Below are 15,492 nucleotides of genomic sequence, written 5' to 3' on the forward strand. Positions count from 1 at the left end.
ATCCCGATTCAATAGTTGAATCGGGATTTTTTTATTTCATCAGTTTTTACTGTTTCTCACAAACTACACCCCAAATTGGCAAAGCCCTTTTTGCGACATTTATTTTTACGTTTTCTTTGTCAATAACCTTAAAATCTGCGGCACTTGCATAATTGGCATCAAAAATTGAAGCCAATGAAAATTTCGGATTTTTAAAATTCAAGGTTTTCCAATTGCCCTCAGAAGTATAAGTTCCCTTTTCTGAAATTTTCACAGGTTTTTCGTCTGTATCAGGTTGTGGAATACTTTTAAAGTCAAATTTAAATGTATTGTTTTCAAAAAGCTGCAATGAAATTGAAGCAACTCCATTTCCTAAACTTTTATAAGAAACAGCCTCGCTTTTCCCCAGAATAACTTCTTTCGAATCTTTGGAAGCCTCCACTGCAGTTTTCTTACTTCCGCAGGATGATAGGGTTATCAACAAAGCAAGTATTACTATATTTTTCCACATAACTTATCGAATCAATTTTTTATATTTAATTCGCTTCGGCATCAAATCGCCACCCAAACGTTTCTTTTTATTTTCCTCGTATTCGCTGAAACCGCCTTCAAAATAATACACTTCACTATTTCCTTCGAAGGAAAGAATGTGCGTACAAATTCTATCTAAAAACCAACGGTCATGACTAATTACTACTGCACAACCCGCGAAATTTTCCAAACCTTCTTCCAAGGCGCGAAGTGTGTTTACATCCAAATCGTTCGTTGGCTCATCCAAAAGCAAAACGTTTCCTTCTTCTTTTAAAGTCATTGCCAAATGCAAACGGTTTCGTTCCCCACCAGAAAGCATGGAGACTTTCTTGTTTTGTTCACTTCCGCTGAAATTGAAACGACTTAAATAAGCACGGGAATTTACTTGCCTGCCACCCATCATAATCAATTCCTGGCTATCGCTGAAGTTTTCCCAAATGGTTTTATCTGGGTTGATATTGGAATGCGCCTGATCAACATAAGCGATTTTTGCAGTTTCACCCACTTCAAACGTGCCTTTATCGGGGGCTTCTTCACCCATAATCATTTTGAAAATGGTGGTTTTACCTGCACCGTTTGGACCAATAATTCCAACGATTCCCGCTTGCGGAAGTTTGAAGTTCAAATCTTCATAAAGTAATTTATCGCCAAATGCTTTAGAAACTCCTTTTGCTTCAATAACATTTGTTCCCAAACGTGGGCCGTTCGGGATGTATATTTCCAGTTTTTCGTCCAATTGTTTTTGGTCTTGGCTCAACAATTTGTCGTAATTCTGTAAACGTGCTTTTTGTTTTGTTTGACGGCCTTTAGCTCCTTGGCGAACCCATTCCAACTCACGTTCCAAAGTTTTTTGGCGTTTACCCGCCTGTTTTGTTTCCTGCGCCAAACGTTTTGATTTTTGATCCAACCACGATGAGTAATTTCCTTTCCACGGAATACCTTCTCCCCTGTCTAATTCCAAAATCCAACCAGCAACATTATCCAAGAAATATCTATCGTGGGTAACTGCGATTACCGTTCCCTTATATTCTGAAAGGTGATGTTCCAACCAATGCACGCTTTCGGCATCCAAATGGTTTGTGGGCTCATCCAGCAAAAGCACATCTGGCTCTTTTAGAAGCAATCTACAAAGCGCAACACGTCGTTTTTCACCACCGGAAAGCACACTGATTAATTTATCAGGTTCGGGCGTTCGCAATGCGTCCATCGCTATTTCAAGTTTTGTGTCGAGCTCCCAAGCATTTGTAGCATCAATTTTATCTTGGAGTTTTGCTTGCTTTTCCATCAACTCGTCCATTTTGGCAGGGTTTTCATAAACCTCTGGCAAACCGAACATATCATTAATTTTATTGTATTCATCAAGAATATCCACTACTTCTTGCACGCCTTCTTTTACAACTTCAAGTACAGTTTTGGATTCATCCAATTTTGGTTCCTGTTCAAGATAACCAACGGTATAGCCAGGAGCGAAAACCACATCGCCTTGATAGTTTTTTTCTTCTCCGGCAATGATTCGCAACAAAGTAGATTTACCACTTCCGTTTAGACCAAGGATACCAATTTTGGCACCGTAGAAGAAGCTTAAATATATATTTTTTAGTACAGGCGTCTGGGCGTTTTGATATGATTTTGTCAACCCAGACATTGAGAAAATTACTTTTTTATCGTCTGCCATTTTTTGGATAATTTGTGAGTTTGTGAGTTTGTGAGTTTGTAATTTGTAATTTGTTAATGCAAATTTAGCAACCTAAGAATAATAAGCATCTGCCCTGTGTGGTAGGACGTATGCTCGATGACGAGCATTATTTCGCGTAGTAACGTTTGTTCTCCTTTGCCATTGCGTACGGCTTCGGTGAGTTTATTTTGGTCATTCAAAAGAAAATTTCTCAATCGTTTACGATCAGTTAGATATTCCGCTTTAATGTCTTTCCAATCTTCTTCGGTTTTACATATTTTTTCTTTTGGCCAGTAAAAATCGGGCCATTTAGGAGCAGTGTAATCGTCGGAACAAGTGAATTTCACAATATCTTTCTGCGTAAAAGCTATATGAAAGAACAATTCATAAAAAGAATACGGAAGATTCGCAGGTCGTGTGTTTATGTCTTCAAATGAAATTTTATCTAACATTTTCGTCACGGGCATGAAAGCTTCGCCACCATCGAGGTGTTTGGCAAGCCGTTCGCGTATGTGATTTTCTTCAGACATTAATTCAATAATTTGAGATTGTATAAGTTGAAATTTTACTAATTATTAGACTAAATTAGACTCTTCCCTTTAAGGCGTTAAAGACCCAAGCAATAGCAAAGAAACCAATGCCTACTGCTGCAAAACCCCATCCTGCAACATCGTCATAGCGGAAAGCGCCCATTCCTATTAATACTAACCCGACAACAATCATTATAAAAGTGGCCCAAGCCAGTACAGTATTTTTATTCATTCCCATATCCTATTTCTGTTTGGTTGATTTTTTTTTCAAGCTGCGAATTTACGTGTAAAAACAAATATCGGTAATAAAAAATAGATTTTCGTTAACAAAATGTCATAGTTTATTAGGATTGAGCGAAAACTAATATCATATAGAATTGAACAGAGATTAAAAATTCATGATGCGAGAATCTAAATTATCTCTTAAGTTTCAAGAAATTAAGAAGAATCGGCTTTAAACTTTAAACTTTGAACTTAAAACTTTACAGCATTTTGTATTTTAGCGCAAATATATTTTTCAATGGATTTGAACTTCAACAAAAACGAAGACCACAATAAATTGCTGGTTTCAGAATTAAAAAATAGACTCACAAAAGTAAAACTAGGTGGAGGTCAAAAGCGAATAGACAAACAACATTCGCAGGGCAAACTCACCGCTCGGGAGCGTATTGCATATTTGCTGGATGAAAAAAAGCCAAGTATCGAAATCGGTGCTTTTGCCGGTGATGGAATGTATGAGGAACACGGCGGAGCGCCGGGCGGCGGCGTGGTTGTGAAAATTGGTTATGTGAAAGGAAAACAATGTATTGTTGTTGCCAATGACGCCACGGTAAAAGCTGGTGCTTGGTTTCCTATTACTGCGAAGAAAAACCTTCGCGCACAGGAAATTTCCATTGAAAACCGTTTGCCAATTATTTATTTGGTGGACAGCGCAGGTGTTTTTCTGCCAATGCAGGATGAAATTTTTCCTGATAAGGAACACTTTGGAAGAATTTTTAGAAACAATGCCGTAATGAGTAGTATGGGTATCACACAGATTGCAGCCGTTATGGGCAGTTGCGTTGCTGGTGGCGCATATCTTCCTATTATGAGTGACGAAGCACTTATTGTTGACAAAACCGGAAGTATATTTCTTGCGGGAAGCTATTTGGTGAAAGCTGCCATTGGTGAAACCATCGATAACGAAACCCTTGGTGGCGCGACAACTCATTGCGAGGTTAGTGGTGTTACCGATTACAAAGCCAAAGACGACAAGGATGCACTTGATAAAATAAAAAATATAGTTTCAAAAATTGGAGATTACGATAAGGCTGGTTTTAATCGTGAAAAGGCCGCAAAGCCGAAGGAAAAACAAGAAGACATCTACGGAATTCTACCAAAATCACGTGCTGAACAATACGATATGCGGGAAATTATAAAACGTCTTGTAGACGATAGTGATTTTGAAGAATACAAAGAAGGCTACGGGCAAACAATTTTAACCGGATATGCCAGAATTGACGGTTGGGCTGTGGGAATTGTTGCAAATCAAAGAACCTTAGTAAAAACCACAAAAGCAAAAACCAAACCCAGCGAGATGCAGTTCGGTGGTGTAATTTATAGCGATAGCGCCGATAAATCCACTCGTTTTATTGCCAATTGCAATCAAAAGAAAATCCCACTTGTATTTTTACAGGATGTAACGGGTTTTATGGTGGGAAGCAAAAGTGAGCACGGCGGAATTATTAAAGATGGCGCAAAAATGGTAAATGCCGTGAGCAACAGCGTTGTTCCAAAATTCACTATTATAATAGGCAACAGTTACGGAGCCGGAAATTATGCCATGTGCGGAAAAGCTTACGATCCAAGATTAATTGTTGCGTGGCCAAGCGCAGAACTTGCTGTTATGAGTGGAAACAGCGCTGCAAAAGTATTGCTTCAAATTGAAACTGCTTCATTAAAGAAAAAAGGTGAAACAATTACCCCTGAAGTTGAAAAAGAAATGTTCGATAAAATTAAAGCTAGGTATGACAAGCAGATTTCTCCGTATTATGCAGCATCCCGAATTTGGACTGACGCAGTAATAGATCCGCTGGATACTCGTAAGTGGATTTCTATGGGAATTGAAGCAGCGAACCACGCTCCTATTGAAAAGGCTTTTAATTTGGGAATTATTCAGGTTTAGAGTATTGTTTATTATTGAAATACCCAGTGTTTAAATACTAAATTGATTTACATTGAACCCTTCCAGTTTTTGAAACATTGGAAGGGTTTCTTAATAAATTTACTTTAAATTCTTCAAAACCTCAGCCCGTTTTATCTTTCCTGTTTCCGTATAAATAAAATGTGGCGTTGAGTATATTTTCTTAGGTTTTTCATAAACAGAAAGCGTTTCAAAAGTTTTGGAAAAATCTTCAAGTTTTAATTGCTTTTCACTCTCTACTATCAAAATAACCCGTTCTCCCAAAGCTGCATCATTTTCCGAAGTTATAAAGAAAGGCAGGTTTATATGAATGGAAAGTTTTTCCTCCACTGTTTCGGGATGCACTTTTACACCGCCAGTATTAATCACATTATCAATTCGTCCCAAAAATTTAAATGAAGTTGGAGAAATTAATTCAACTACATCATTAGTAGCAACGGTTTCTTCAGAAATTTCGGGAGCGTGAATTTGTAAACAGCCATTTTTTGATTGTGAAAAATTCACTTTTGGAAGTGCCGAAAAAACAGTAGATTTTTCCTTTCCATTTAAGGAGCGAACGGCGATATGACTAATAGTTTCAGTCATTCCATACGTTGCGAATATGTTAGTTTCACATTTCTGTAGTTCTTCTTCTAACTTCCATGGAACAGCCCCTCCACCAACAATCAGTTTTTTCACTTTGTACAAATCTGCTAAAGAGTGAAAAACTTGGTACGGAACCATTGCAGAAAAGTCGAAAATATTATCAGTATCAGCCAGCGGATTTTTTTCTGGTGCAGTTCTATATAAATCCCAACCCACTGTCATTGCACGCACGAGCATCATCTTCCCTGCTATATATTCCGCAGGAAGGCATAACAATGATTTGGTATTTTCCTTTAAATCGAAATAATTTACTGTGGCTTCAGCACTATTAAAAACGTGTTCTTTTTGAAGCTTGATATTTTTTGGAATTCCAGTGGAACCGGATGTTTTTACGGTTATAAAATCATTGTTATCCAGCCATTCCAAAATAAATTTTCCTATGGCAGTTTGGTCACCATTCCCTTTTTCAACAAAATGGTTTGCACGTTCCTTTAACGCTTCAGCTGATTCAAATGCTTCACCATTTAATTTGAACTTGGGATGTAATAATGATTTCACTATTCAATATATGTTGAGTTCGGAGTATTTTCTTCTGCTATAACAATAGGCTCTTCTACTTTCCCAAAAAGCTTTTCGCCCCAATCGCGCCATTTGTAGCGCCAAGCCATTATTAATAAGAAAATAGGATACAGAATAAATACTGGAGCAACAACATCAAATCCTGTAGAAGGTTCAGAAATATCTTTCAAGACCGAATGCGTTTTAAAAACGGTCCAATCTGCAGTTACCAACAACGCGGTAATTAGATTATTTCCAGCGTGGAAACCTAATGAGAGTTCCATGCCTTCGTCCATCAATGTCATAATACCAAGAAAGAAACCTGTGCCAATGTAATAAATCATAATAATATTTCCGAATTTATCAACCTCTGGGTTTGCCAAATGAAGCGCCCCAAAAACTACTGAAGTAATTACAAGCGGCAACCATTTGTTTTTTGCCAAAACACCAATTCCTTGCATTAAATAACCCCGAAAAAGGTATTCTTCAAAACTGGTCTGCAGCGGAATCATTATTAATGCAATTACTGCAAGAATAGCAAAGGGAACCAAATCAAATTGCAGCACATAATCCTCTGGATTGCTGTAATAATCTAAACCAGTTACAACAAGTGTGGTGATAGTTATAAGTCCAAACCCAAAAAATACACGGCCCCAATCGGTTTTTCTACGCGAAGTTGTAAGTTGAACAAAAGGTTGCCTGTGAAGGTAACGCACCACAAGAAAAATAGCCAATAGACCTACAGCAAAACTGAGAAGCATTAAGAACAATGTGAGGTTTGAATCTAAAACTGTCATCATTACATTTGGGTCCTGAATGGATTCTATATTACCACCGTCAGACATTACCTTAAACATAACGGCAATTAACAATGGAATTGAACCAATTTGGCTAGCCAGAAAAATAATGATAAAACCTACTAGATAGCGCCACCATTCGTGAAGGGATTTAAAAGCTTGTTGAATATACATTTTTTTAGATATGAGATATTAGATGTGAGATATTAGATTTTTGAAGTAATATAAAATATTGTATTAGGGTGTCTAAGTGTTTTGAAAGCATTATCAAAATTAATTATTTTTTCAAAACATCTTGCTCTCAAAATGTACCGAAGACTAAATATTAAATTTAAAACGGAAAATCCCATTGAACATTTGGGTTATAGTTTAATTCGCCGTTTGAAACTTCCAACGGACTGTTAATGTTATTTGTGTAAAGGCTGCCCGTGCCCAAACCTTGGGGCAATTTACTGTTTTTTGTAAACGTATATTGCGAAATGGCGCTCAAACCTACATTGCTTTCCAGCGCAGAGGTAATCCACCAACCCATATTGAATTTTTTGGCAAGATTGATCCAAGAATCGCTTCCACGGAAACCACCAATCAATGAAGGTTTTAAGATTATAAACTGCGGTTTTATGGTATTGAGCAATTCTATTTTTTTTTCTTCTGAAAAAATACCGATTAGCTCTTCGTCCAATGCAATAGGTAGCGGAGTTTCCTCACAAAGCCGTGCCATTTCCTGCCACTGACCTTGCTTTATGGGCTGCTCTATGGAATGTAATTTTAAATCTGAAAGCACTTTTAATTTTTCCAAAGCTTCTTTGGGCGAAAAGGCGCCGTTTGCATCAACGCGCAATTCTACTCCGGAAGCGGAAAATTCCTTTCGTATTGATTTTAAAAGTTCCAATTCGGTTTTAAAATCAATGGCGCCGATTTTCATTTTTATGCAAGTGAAACCTTGCTTCAGTTTTTCTGAAATTTGTTCTTTCATAAACGCTTTGTCACCCATCCAAACCAATCCATTTATTGGCATTGCCTCTTCGCCACGCGTAAATTCCGAAGGGAATAATTCAAAAGGATTTTTTGACTGCAACGATTTAAATGCGGTTTCAACGCCAAATTGTATGGAAGGAAATTCAGTTAAAGCTTCGTATAAATCTTCTTCATTTACACCCATTGCAATGTTTTCGCAAACACCTTCCAATTCTTCTTCGTAGTCTGGACGATCGTCAATGCTTAAACCGCGCAAAAGCCCGCACTCTCCTACTCCAAAACTTTCCTCGGTTTTAAGAATAAGGAAATAAGTTTCTTTGGTATTCAAAACGCCTCGGGAAGTTCCGCTCGGTCTTTTGAAGTTTAGGATGTGCTTTTTAAAAGTCGCTATCAATTGGATTATTAGATTGTTGGATGGTTAGATTGTTGGATTTTTCGTTTTTCAGGATTAATTTTCTTTTTCTATTTGTTCGCTTTTGGAATAATAGGTAATAGTTCGATGCGCAACAATAGTTGGTTTTTCAGTTTTTTCAGCACTTCCTTCAAGATACATACTACATTCTATCCAATTGTTGTGCTTATCATATCGATAATCATAGAAACGGGTGCGAATAGCATTGGCACTATCATCAATGTCAACGGCTTTTGTGATGTCCCCGAATTCATTATACCATTCCGTTGCATTATCTGTTAAAAACCAGCCAGACGTTCCTTCGGATTGTATATAACGATCTAATTTATAAGGACGTTTCTCGTTGTTTTTATAAAAGTAATTTTCTTGCCATATCTTACTTTCGTTGACCAATAATTCTACCTCTGTTATTCTCTGTTCAGTGTCATACTTGTATTTATATATTACTTTAGCCTTATTGGAAATATCAGTTTTGATATGAAAAATTGGTATGCTTCTGAATATATTTTCATCAAAAAAAACTCTCTGGGTAGTGATTTGCCTTTCCAAATTGTATTCATTTACTGTACGTTTATGGAGATGCTGTTTAGCTTGAGATTCATCCATCTCTGAAATTAAGTTAGTGCTAAGAAAATAGCTTTCTTCTAAAATTTTATTTTTATCAATTTCATATTTAAATGTCTCAAATAAATACTCTGGATCAGGCTTTTTTAAATCCTTTTCCATAATATATTTTCTATTAACACAAACTTCATTAGGGTTGAAAATGGGTGGTAAATATTTTCGACCTAAGATTTTATTTTTAGTAAAATAGTCCAGAGAATCCAATTCAAATATAACGATATCCTTATCTCGATTACTACCCAATAGTTTTGTTAAGAATAAAGAATCATTATATCGACGGTATTTTTTATCTAAGAACCCATATTTATTAAATAAAAATTTTCCGGTTGCTGCCCCTTCCAAATATTCTAGATTATTATGGTATTCATATTTTGCTATTGTTATTTTTGGAAGCGTATCTGAGTAATCCCTATCAAACGTTGTAACCAACATCTTTACCATTCCTTTTAAATTGTACTGGTCCCAACTCGTTTGAATAAGTGATTGACTTTTATCTATTTTCTGGGCTTCACAAGAATTGAAGGAAAGGTTGAAAATCAAAAAGATTATGATATGTATAGGAAAGTTAATTTTCATTATTTGAAATATTTCTTACTTCTTTTGGAATTTGGGATTTAAATTTTGGGATTTTAAAGTTCAATACTTTCCCCAATTTCAAGCAACATCAAATCCTTATTAGCATCATAAAACTTGCGTTTTGCCTCTTCGTGGTCTATTTCAATATAGCCGAAAGTGTCGTAATGCACGCCCAAAACTTTATCGCATTGCACAAAATCGCTGGCTATGATTGCATCTTCTATTCCCATCGTGAAATTATCGCCGATTGGTAGTATTGCCAAGTCCAATTTTGTAAACATTGGAATGAGTTTCATATCCATCGTCAACGCCGTATCGCCAGCAATGTAAATATTTTTGTGTTCACCCTCTATTACAAAACCACCGGGTTGTCCGCCGTAACTGCCGTCGGGAAAAGAACTTGTGTGAATTGCAACTACGTATTTCACTTTACCAAATTCAAACTTCCAGCTTCCGCCGTGGTTCATTGGGTGCACTTCAATTCCTTTTGCTTCGTAATGATTAGCGATTTCAAAATTGCTAACGATTACCGCACCTGTGTTTTTTGCAATTGCTTCAGCATCTAATGTATGGTCTTGATGCGCGTGGGTTAACAAGATATAATCTGCTTTTAAATCGTTGATGTCAATTTTGTCTTTTGCTAGATTATTTCCTGAAATAAATGGATCCACCAAAATGTGTTTTCCTTTTATTTCAATTCCCAAAGAATTTTGTCCGTAGAATGTAATTTTCATAATTATAATTTTTAAATAAAGATACTAAACAAGACTGCAAACAAAAAAGTGCTTAACGCAACCTTTTTCAACTCGCCATCGAGTAACATTGGTGCTTTATTTTTAAAAACGGTTTTTATATTTAAAAGAAAAGGGATGAATGAAATTACATATAAAAATTGCATCGGTTCCCGATAGTTTATTGCTGTGTAAATTATGGCGCAAACCATTCCGAAGAAAAGTAAAAAAGTATGATATTGTTTCGATTTTATGGAGCCTAATTTTACAACCAATGTATTTTTTTTAGCAGCCGCGTCATTTTCAATATCGCGCATATTGTTCAAATTCAAAACTGCGGTACTGAAACAACCAATAGCTGTTGCTGGTAACAACAACTGCCAGTGAAGATTATGGGTAAATAAATAATAACTTCCCAAAACGCTCAATAATCCAAAAAACATAAACACAAAAACATCGCCCAAACCTGAATACCCATACGCTTTTTTGCCAACGGTATATTTAACGGCGGCAATAATTGAAACAATTGTAAGGTTGAAAAACACAAACGAAACTATAAAGTTTTCATTTCCAAAAGCCATAAAAATTAAAAATGTAGCCAAGAAAAATGTAGTGATTCCTATAATAATCATCCCAATTTTCATCTGTTTGGGTGAAATAATTCCCGACGCAACCATTCGTTTTTCTCCCTGCCTTTTGGCATCGGTTCCGCGAACGCCATCGCCGTAATCATTCGCGAAATTTGATAACACCTGAAAACCGATAGTAACTAAAATAGCCAGCCAAAAAATTGTAGCCTCCCAAAAAGGCGAAGCATTTTCAATACTACCTCCAATAGCAGCCCCAACAATAATTCCCGAAACTGAAAGTGGTAGCGTTCGCAATCTTGCCGCAGCAATCCAAGCTTTAATTTTTAACATTCATTCTTTATTTGAAAGCACAAAAATACGTTTAAAATGTAAAAAACCGCTTCTAATTAAAGAAGCGGTTTTCAAGCTTAACAATTCAACAATTTAAAAATAAACAACTACTTAACAATCAACTTTTGAGAGACTCCTTTTAAGTTTTTTATGATATACGTTCCCGCAGTAAGGCTAGAAACATTTATTGATGCGGTTTCTTTTTCAGTAATAACCAAACGGCCAATCATATCAAAAACACTATATGAATCTGGCTTGCTTAGAAATATTCTATCCTTCGCAGGATTTGGATATATTTTGAAAGCATCGTTAGAATTAAATTCATTATCATTTACAGAAAGCACTACATTATCCAAAGAATAAATGCTTAGAGTAGCACTCACTTCGTTTGAAAGAATAACCAACGCTTTTCCAGTTGGACTATCGGCAGCTTCAACAAAAGCAACACCTTCTGGCCCCAAATCTCCGCTTTCAGGATCTCCAGGAATTGTACCTCTACTATTTACATATTGAAGATATACTGGATTTGCAGGATCTGTAACATTATAAACCATCATTCCTCCTATTCTTTCCAATAATATAAATGCATAAGCTTGGTCACCAATTTGTTTTACAATGATACCCTCTGGTTCTGGTCCTTTGTTATCACTTCTATTTTTGAAGTTATTGTTATCATTGCTCACGTTAAAAATCCCACCCAAATCTGGGTCTGCAGCCGTAATAACTTCAAAATCGTTTCCACTATCGTAAACTAAATTTCCAGTTTCCGCTTCAAAAATACTGAAAGAACGTCCGCCAAAAACGTGAATTTCTTCGTAAAGTCCATCGCCATCAGCATCACCAGAAGCAGCGGTAACGTTAATATCGCCAAGATTCGTTTTTAGTTTTAAAATATCTATATCTGAAAATACTGCGGGATCTAAAATATAATCTGTATCGCCATTTTTTTTCTCTTCAGCATATCCAGAATAATCTCTTGAATCTCCTTCATTCGCAGTTGCTATATAACCTGTCCCGTTTACAGAATAATAGGAAACAGCATCTGGCATATACAAACCTTTTATTGGCCAAGAAGCGTTGAAGATAAAATCAGTTTCATCCGAAGTATCCAAAGAGTTTTGAGGCAAACTATGATCTTTTTTTCCGAAGGAAATTATATCGGTAATCTCCAAAGTAGAAAGATCAATAATTGCATATGCATTATTTTCTTGAAGCGTAACATAAGCCTTTTGCGAGTCATCAGAAACTGCAATGTATTCTGGCTCCATATCTTGTGAAACAGTTGCCCCTGGTCCAAATACGCGAACTCCAGCTGCAATTAAGGCTACTTGTTGTGAATCAAAAGAATTGAAATTTAAAGTTGTAACATCTGCTTGTGAAATATTACCTAAACCTGCAGATACGTCTATTAAAGAAATAGAACCTTCTGGATCTACTGTATAATCATCACTTGGCTGACCTTCATTTGCAACCAAAAGTTTGGTGCCATCAGGTGAAAAAGTAAGCATATCAGGTAAAGAGCCCACTTCCAAAATAGTGGTGTTGTTTCCATCTGTATCAGCAAGAACCACAAAACCATTATCAAGCGGGTTAGTGGCCGCAATAGCTGCAGCAACAATTCCATTACTTACTGCTACACTTTGAACAGAACTTCCAAATGGAGTGATATCTACCGTTGCCAAAGAAGTCATGTTTTCTGGATCTGAAAAATCCAAAACCTCAATTGCACCAACTGTTGTAACAAAAAGACGTTGTGTAACGGGATCATAAGCTGTGATTTCTGCAGTTCCATTGGCATCTACCAAGTAGCTAGCAAGATAATTAACATCAAGTTCAGTAGCATCACCTGCAGGAACAACGGTATCGTCATCTAAAATATATACTGAAAACAAATTTGTACTTCCAATTTCAACACTTGATTCGTTTGTTAGTGAAAGCACAAAAAACAAGTCGCTTCCATCAATGGAGTTGTTTATAATAGGAATAGTAAGAGTTTGCGGCGTAGTAATTCCAGCTGTAAAAGTTAAAGTTTGGTCAGCAGAAAAAGTAAAATCTGTTCCTTCAGTAGCGGTTCCTCCTGAAATTAAACTCACATCAACTGTTCCTTCAACTGTTGGTGCTTGAGAAACAGAAACATTAATTGTTACTGAAGTACCATCTTCAGAAACTGAAATATAAGGAACTTCAAATTGAACACTAACTACTGAAACAACAGCTCCATTTCCCGGAGAACCAATATTTGGAACATCTGAATTATCGCCTCCCAAATCAATAGTTTCCACAGCGTTGTTTGTATTGCCAACAACACTAAAAGTAGCAAGTTCAACATCGTAAGACTGACCGTCATTTACAGAAGTATCCGGATATGAAGCAGAGTCAATTGGTGAAGTAGTTAAAGGATCACCTTCCCAAAGTGTTACTGCATCGCCGCCAGCACCAAGACCTGCGCCATCTGTAAAGCCAACTTGAACATTAGTTAAATCAATTACTTGGCTCCAAATATTTGTAAATGTTGCGGCATCATTTGCATCGCCAATCAGTACAATTGCAAAACCATCGGGTTGAATTTCAGAAATACCTTGAATTAGGTCTGCTGTTGTTGGATCTGCAGAATCATCGTCATAATATAAATCGCCGTCAACACCAGAAACCCAAGCTGTGGTTCCACTGTTTTTAATTTCGAACCAATCTGCAGTCAAATCTGTACCAGCTTGACCAGAAAAAATTTCTGTAATCTCTAAAGAGGCTTGGGAAAATGAAATTGTACCTACAAGCAAAAATGCAAAAAGTGTAATTTTTCTCATTGTTATTTATTGTTTTAAAATTTACGCTAAAGTAATCTGCGCTTTTAGCAATCGTTTTAAGTCAACTTTAAGAATGAATGAACTATTAAACTCCTTTATTGAGAATATAGGCCCTGAAATTATGTCTCTGTAAACTAAAGGTTATTAAATATTTCATTAAAAAAAATTGGCTATTTTTAGATGCTAAAGAAATAAATAGACTTTATGAACAGCTCAACAAATTATAATTTAGGATTACTTTTACTTCGAGTGGGTTTTAGTGGAATGATGCTTACTCACGGAATTCCGAAACTTTTAAAAATGATTTCGGGTGATTTTTCTTTTGGAGATCCTATTGGCATTGGCGAACCTGCTACCTTAGTTTTAGCTATTCTGTGCGAAGTGATTTTTCCCATCCTTATAATTATTGGGTTTAAAACTCGACTAGCAGCTATTCCTGTAATTATTACGATGACAATTGCAGCTTTTATTGTGCACGCAGCAGACCCTTTGGGAACAAAAGAAATGGCAATTCTTTATTTAATTGCTTTTATAGTTATTGCACTTTTGGGAGGTGGAAAATATTCTGTTGACAGGAAGTAGTTCGCTTTTTAATTAAAAATCTTAACCAATAATTCCTTCAGCAAATCGCCTTGCGAAAGATTGGCGGCCCCAACCCCTTTACTTTTCATATCAACTTCACGAATTGCACCTATAATGGCACTAACTTTTTTCATGGGGTAATTTCGCGCGGCGGTTTGATAATCTTTAATAAAATATGGATTTACTCCCAGCGCTCTTGCAGCTTCACCTTTATTTGAAAGTGCGTGATATTTCAGCAATTTTGAAAAGAAGCTATACAACAATGCAACTGTCATTACCAAGGGATTATTTTTCGGATTCTGCGAAAAATATTGAATGATGGCAAACGCTTTTTTAATATCCTTTTCACCAATTGCATTCTGAAGTTCAAAATTGTTGAAATCCTTACTTATTCCTATATTTTCTTCTATAATTTGTGGTGTAATTTGTTCGCCAGGTTTTAGAATGAGCTGTAATTTTTCTAGCTCATTATTTACCTTGCTTAAATCGTTTCCGAGAAATTCAACCAGCATTTGTGCAGCTTTTGGAGTAACAGTATATCCTTTTCCAGCCAAAACACGTTTAATCCAGTCTGGAACTTGGTTTTCATACAGCTTTTTACTTTCAAAAAGAACGCCTGTTTTGGCAACAGTTTTGGCGAGTTTCTTTCGTTTATCAAGCGTTTTATATTTATAGCAAAAAACCAAAATTGTCGTGGGCTGCGGATTATCAGCATAACCCACTAAATTTTCAATAGTTCGCGAAAGGTCTTGCGCTTCTTTTACAATAACCACTTGTTTTTCAGCCATCATGGGGTAGCGCTTGGCGTTGCTGATTATGTCTTCCACGGTAACATCGCGGCCGTAAAGCACCATTTGGTTGAAGCCTTTTTCTTCTTCGGACAAAACATTTTCTTCAATATATTTTGAAATACCATCAATATAATACGGCTCCTCACCCATCAAAAAGTAGATGGGTTTTGTGTTTCCGTTTTTAATGTCAGTGATGATGGATTTTACTTTGTCTAAAGGCATTTGGATTTTTTCAGC

At 36.4% G+C, this 15,492-nt stretch carries 14 protein-coding genes; 2 read left to right on the plus strand and 12 right to left on the minus strand.

Features of this window, described 5'->3' with window-relative positions; genetic code table 11:
- Positions 1-46: 46 nt before the first annotated feature.
- From AEQU1_RS11200 to AEQU1_RS11215, 4 genes are read right to left on the minus strand one after another with little or no spacing between them, the layout of a single operon-like run.
- Positions 47-490: a hypothetical protein gene (locus AEQU1_RS11200; RefSeq protein ID WP_111881169.1), complete on the minus strand. Its 444-nt coding sequence runs from the start codon at positions 488-490 to the stop codon at positions 47-49.
- A gap of 3 nt (positions 491-493) precedes the next feature.
- A complete protein-coding gene (ettA, locus tag AEQU1_RS11205) occupies positions 494-2,185 on the minus strand; it encodes an energy-dependent translational throttle protein EttA (RefSeq protein ID WP_111881171.1) in 1,692 nt (563 codons plus the stop codon).
- Between the two features lie 53 nt (positions 2,186-2,238).
- On the minus strand, positions 2,239-2,715 hold the full coding sequence (locus tag AEQU1_RS11210; RefSeq protein ID WP_111881172.1) for a DinB family protein: 477 nt from the start codon (positions 2,713-2,715) through the stop codon (positions 2,239-2,241).
- Between the two features lie 55 nt (positions 2,716-2,770).
- On the minus strand, positions 2,771-2,953 hold the full coding sequence (locus tag AEQU1_RS11215) for a CAL67264 family membrane protein (RefSeq protein WP_111881174.1): 183 nt from the start codon (positions 2,951-2,953) through the stop codon (positions 2,771-2,773).
- Positions 2,954-3,235: 282 nt separating this feature from the next.
- On the opposite strand from AEQU1_RS11215, the gene AEQU1_RS11220 reads away from it, so the two are divergent.
- Complete coding sequence (locus AEQU1_RS11220) at positions 3,236-4,879, plus strand: acyl-CoA carboxylase subunit beta (RefSeq protein ID WP_111881175.1); 1,644 nt, start codon at positions 3,236-3,238, stop codon at positions 4,877-4,879.
- A gap of 99 nt (positions 4,880-4,978) precedes the next feature.
- Here the strand turns inward: AEQU1_RS11220 and AEQU1_RS11225 are convergent, their stop codons facing one another.
- The 7 genes from AEQU1_RS11225 to AEQU1_RS11255 form a co-directional block, all read right to left on the minus strand.
- Positions 4,979-6,040, minus strand: a complete 1,062-nt coding sequence (locus AEQU1_RS11225; RefSeq protein WP_258455281.1) for an AMP-binding protein — start codon at positions 6,038-6,040, stop codon at positions 4,979-4,981.
- The gene (locus AEQU1_RS11230) at positions 6,040-7,011 is read right to left on the minus strand and encodes a CPBP family intramembrane glutamic endopeptidase (RefSeq protein ID WP_111881179.1); all 972 of its coding nucleotides are present in this window, start codon (positions 7,009-7,011) and stop codon (positions 6,040-6,042) included. The genes AEQU1_RS11225 and AEQU1_RS11230 overlap by 1 nt, the downstream gene beginning before the upstream one ends.
- A 157-nt stretch (positions 7,012-7,168) precedes the next feature.
- A complete protein-coding gene (locus AEQU1_RS11235) occupies positions 7,169-8,209 on the minus strand; it encodes an o-succinylbenzoate synthase (protein ID WP_111881180.1) in 1,041 nt (346 codons plus the stop codon).
- 54 nt (positions 8,210-8,263) lie between these two features.
- Complete coding sequence (locus AEQU1_RS11240; protein ID WP_111881182.1) at positions 8,264-9,427, minus strand: hypothetical protein; 1,164 nt, start codon at positions 9,425-9,427, stop codon at positions 8,264-8,266.
- A 53-nt stretch (positions 9,428-9,480) separates the two neighbouring features.
- On the minus strand, positions 9,481-10,161 hold the full coding sequence (locus AEQU1_RS11245) for a metal-dependent hydrolase (protein ID WP_111881183.1): 681 nt from the start codon (positions 10,159-10,161) through the stop codon (positions 9,481-9,483).
- Between the two features lie 11 nt (positions 10,162-10,172).
- A complete protein-coding gene (gene menA, locus AEQU1_RS11250) occupies positions 10,173-11,078 on the minus strand; it encodes a 1,4-dihydroxy-2-naphthoate octaprenyltransferase (protein WP_111881185.1) in 906 nt (301 codons plus the stop codon).
- Between the two features lie 107 nt (positions 11,079-11,185).
- Positions 11,186-13,882 (minus strand): choice-of-anchor I family protein, encoded by a 2,697-nt coding sequence (locus tag AEQU1_RS11255; protein ID WP_111881187.1) that lies wholly within the window; start codon positions 13,880-13,882, stop codon positions 11,186-11,188.
- Between the two features lie 204 nt (positions 13,883-14,086).
- Here AEQU1_RS11255 and AEQU1_RS11260 point away from each other — a divergent pair, with 204 nt between their 5' ends.
- Positions 14,087-14,464, plus strand: a complete 378-nt coding sequence (locus AEQU1_RS11260) for a DoxX family protein (RefSeq protein ID WP_111881188.1) — start codon at positions 14,087-14,089, stop codon at positions 14,462-14,464.
- A gap of 8 nt (positions 14,465-14,472) precedes the next feature.
- Here the strand turns inward: AEQU1_RS11260 and holA are convergent, their stop codons facing one another.
- Positions 14,473-15,477: a DNA polymerase III subunit delta gene (holA, locus tag AEQU1_RS11265; protein ID WP_111881190.1), complete on the minus strand. Its 1,005-nt coding sequence runs from the start codon at positions 15,475-15,477 to the stop codon at positions 14,473-14,475.
- Positions 15,478-15,492: the final 15 nt, after the last annotated feature.

This window comes from Aequorivita sp. CIP111184 (genome assembly GCF_900489465.1).
In the GTDB taxonomy this organism is placed as follows: domain Bacteria; phylum Bacteroidota; class Bacteroidia; order Flavobacteriales; family Flavobacteriaceae; genus Aequorivita.

Coding starts and splice junctions, on each gene's coding strand:
- AEQU1_RS11200 (WP_111881169.1), bottom strand. CDS start 490: ATGTGGAAAAATATAGTAATACTTGCTTTGTTGATAACCCTATCATCC.
- ettA (WP_111881171.1), bottom strand. CDS start 2,185: ATGGCAGACGATAAAAAAGTAATTTTCTCAATGTCTGGGTTGACAAAA.
- AEQU1_RS11210 (WP_111881172.1), bottom strand. CDS start 2,715: ATGTCTGAAGAAAATCACATACGCGAACGGCTTGCCAAACACCTCGAT.
- AEQU1_RS11215 (WP_111881174.1), bottom strand. CDS start 2,953: ATGGGAATGAATAAAAATACTGTACTGGCTTGGGCCACTTTTATAATG.
- AEQU1_RS11220 (WP_111881175.1), top strand. CDS start 3,236: ATGGATTTGAACTTCAACAAAAACGAAGACCACAATAAATTGCTGGTT.
- AEQU1_RS11230 (WP_111881179.1), bottom strand. CDS start 7,011: ATGTATATTCAACAAGCTTTTAAATCCCTTCACGAATGGTGGCGCTAT.
- AEQU1_RS11240 (WP_111881182.1), bottom strand. CDS start 9,427: ATGAAAATTAACTTTCCTATACATATCATAATCTTTTTGATTTTCAAC.
- AEQU1_RS11245 (WP_111881183.1), bottom strand. CDS start 10,161: ATGAAAATTACATTCTACGGACAAAATTCTTTGGGAATTGAAATAAAA.
- menA (WP_111881185.1), bottom strand. CDS start 11,078: ATGTTAAAAATTAAAGCTTGGATTGCTGCGGCAAGATTGCGAACGCTA.
- AEQU1_RS11255 (WP_111881187.1), bottom strand. CDS start 13,882: ATGAGAAAAATTACACTTTTTGCATTTTTGCTTGTAGGTACAATTTCA.
- AEQU1_RS11260 (WP_111881188.1), top strand. CDS start 14,087: ATGAACAGCTCAACAAATTATAATTTAGGATTACTTTTACTTCGAGTG.
- holA (WP_111881190.1), bottom strand. CDS start 15,477: ATGCCTTTAGACAAAGTAAAATCCATCATCACTGACATTAAAAACGGA.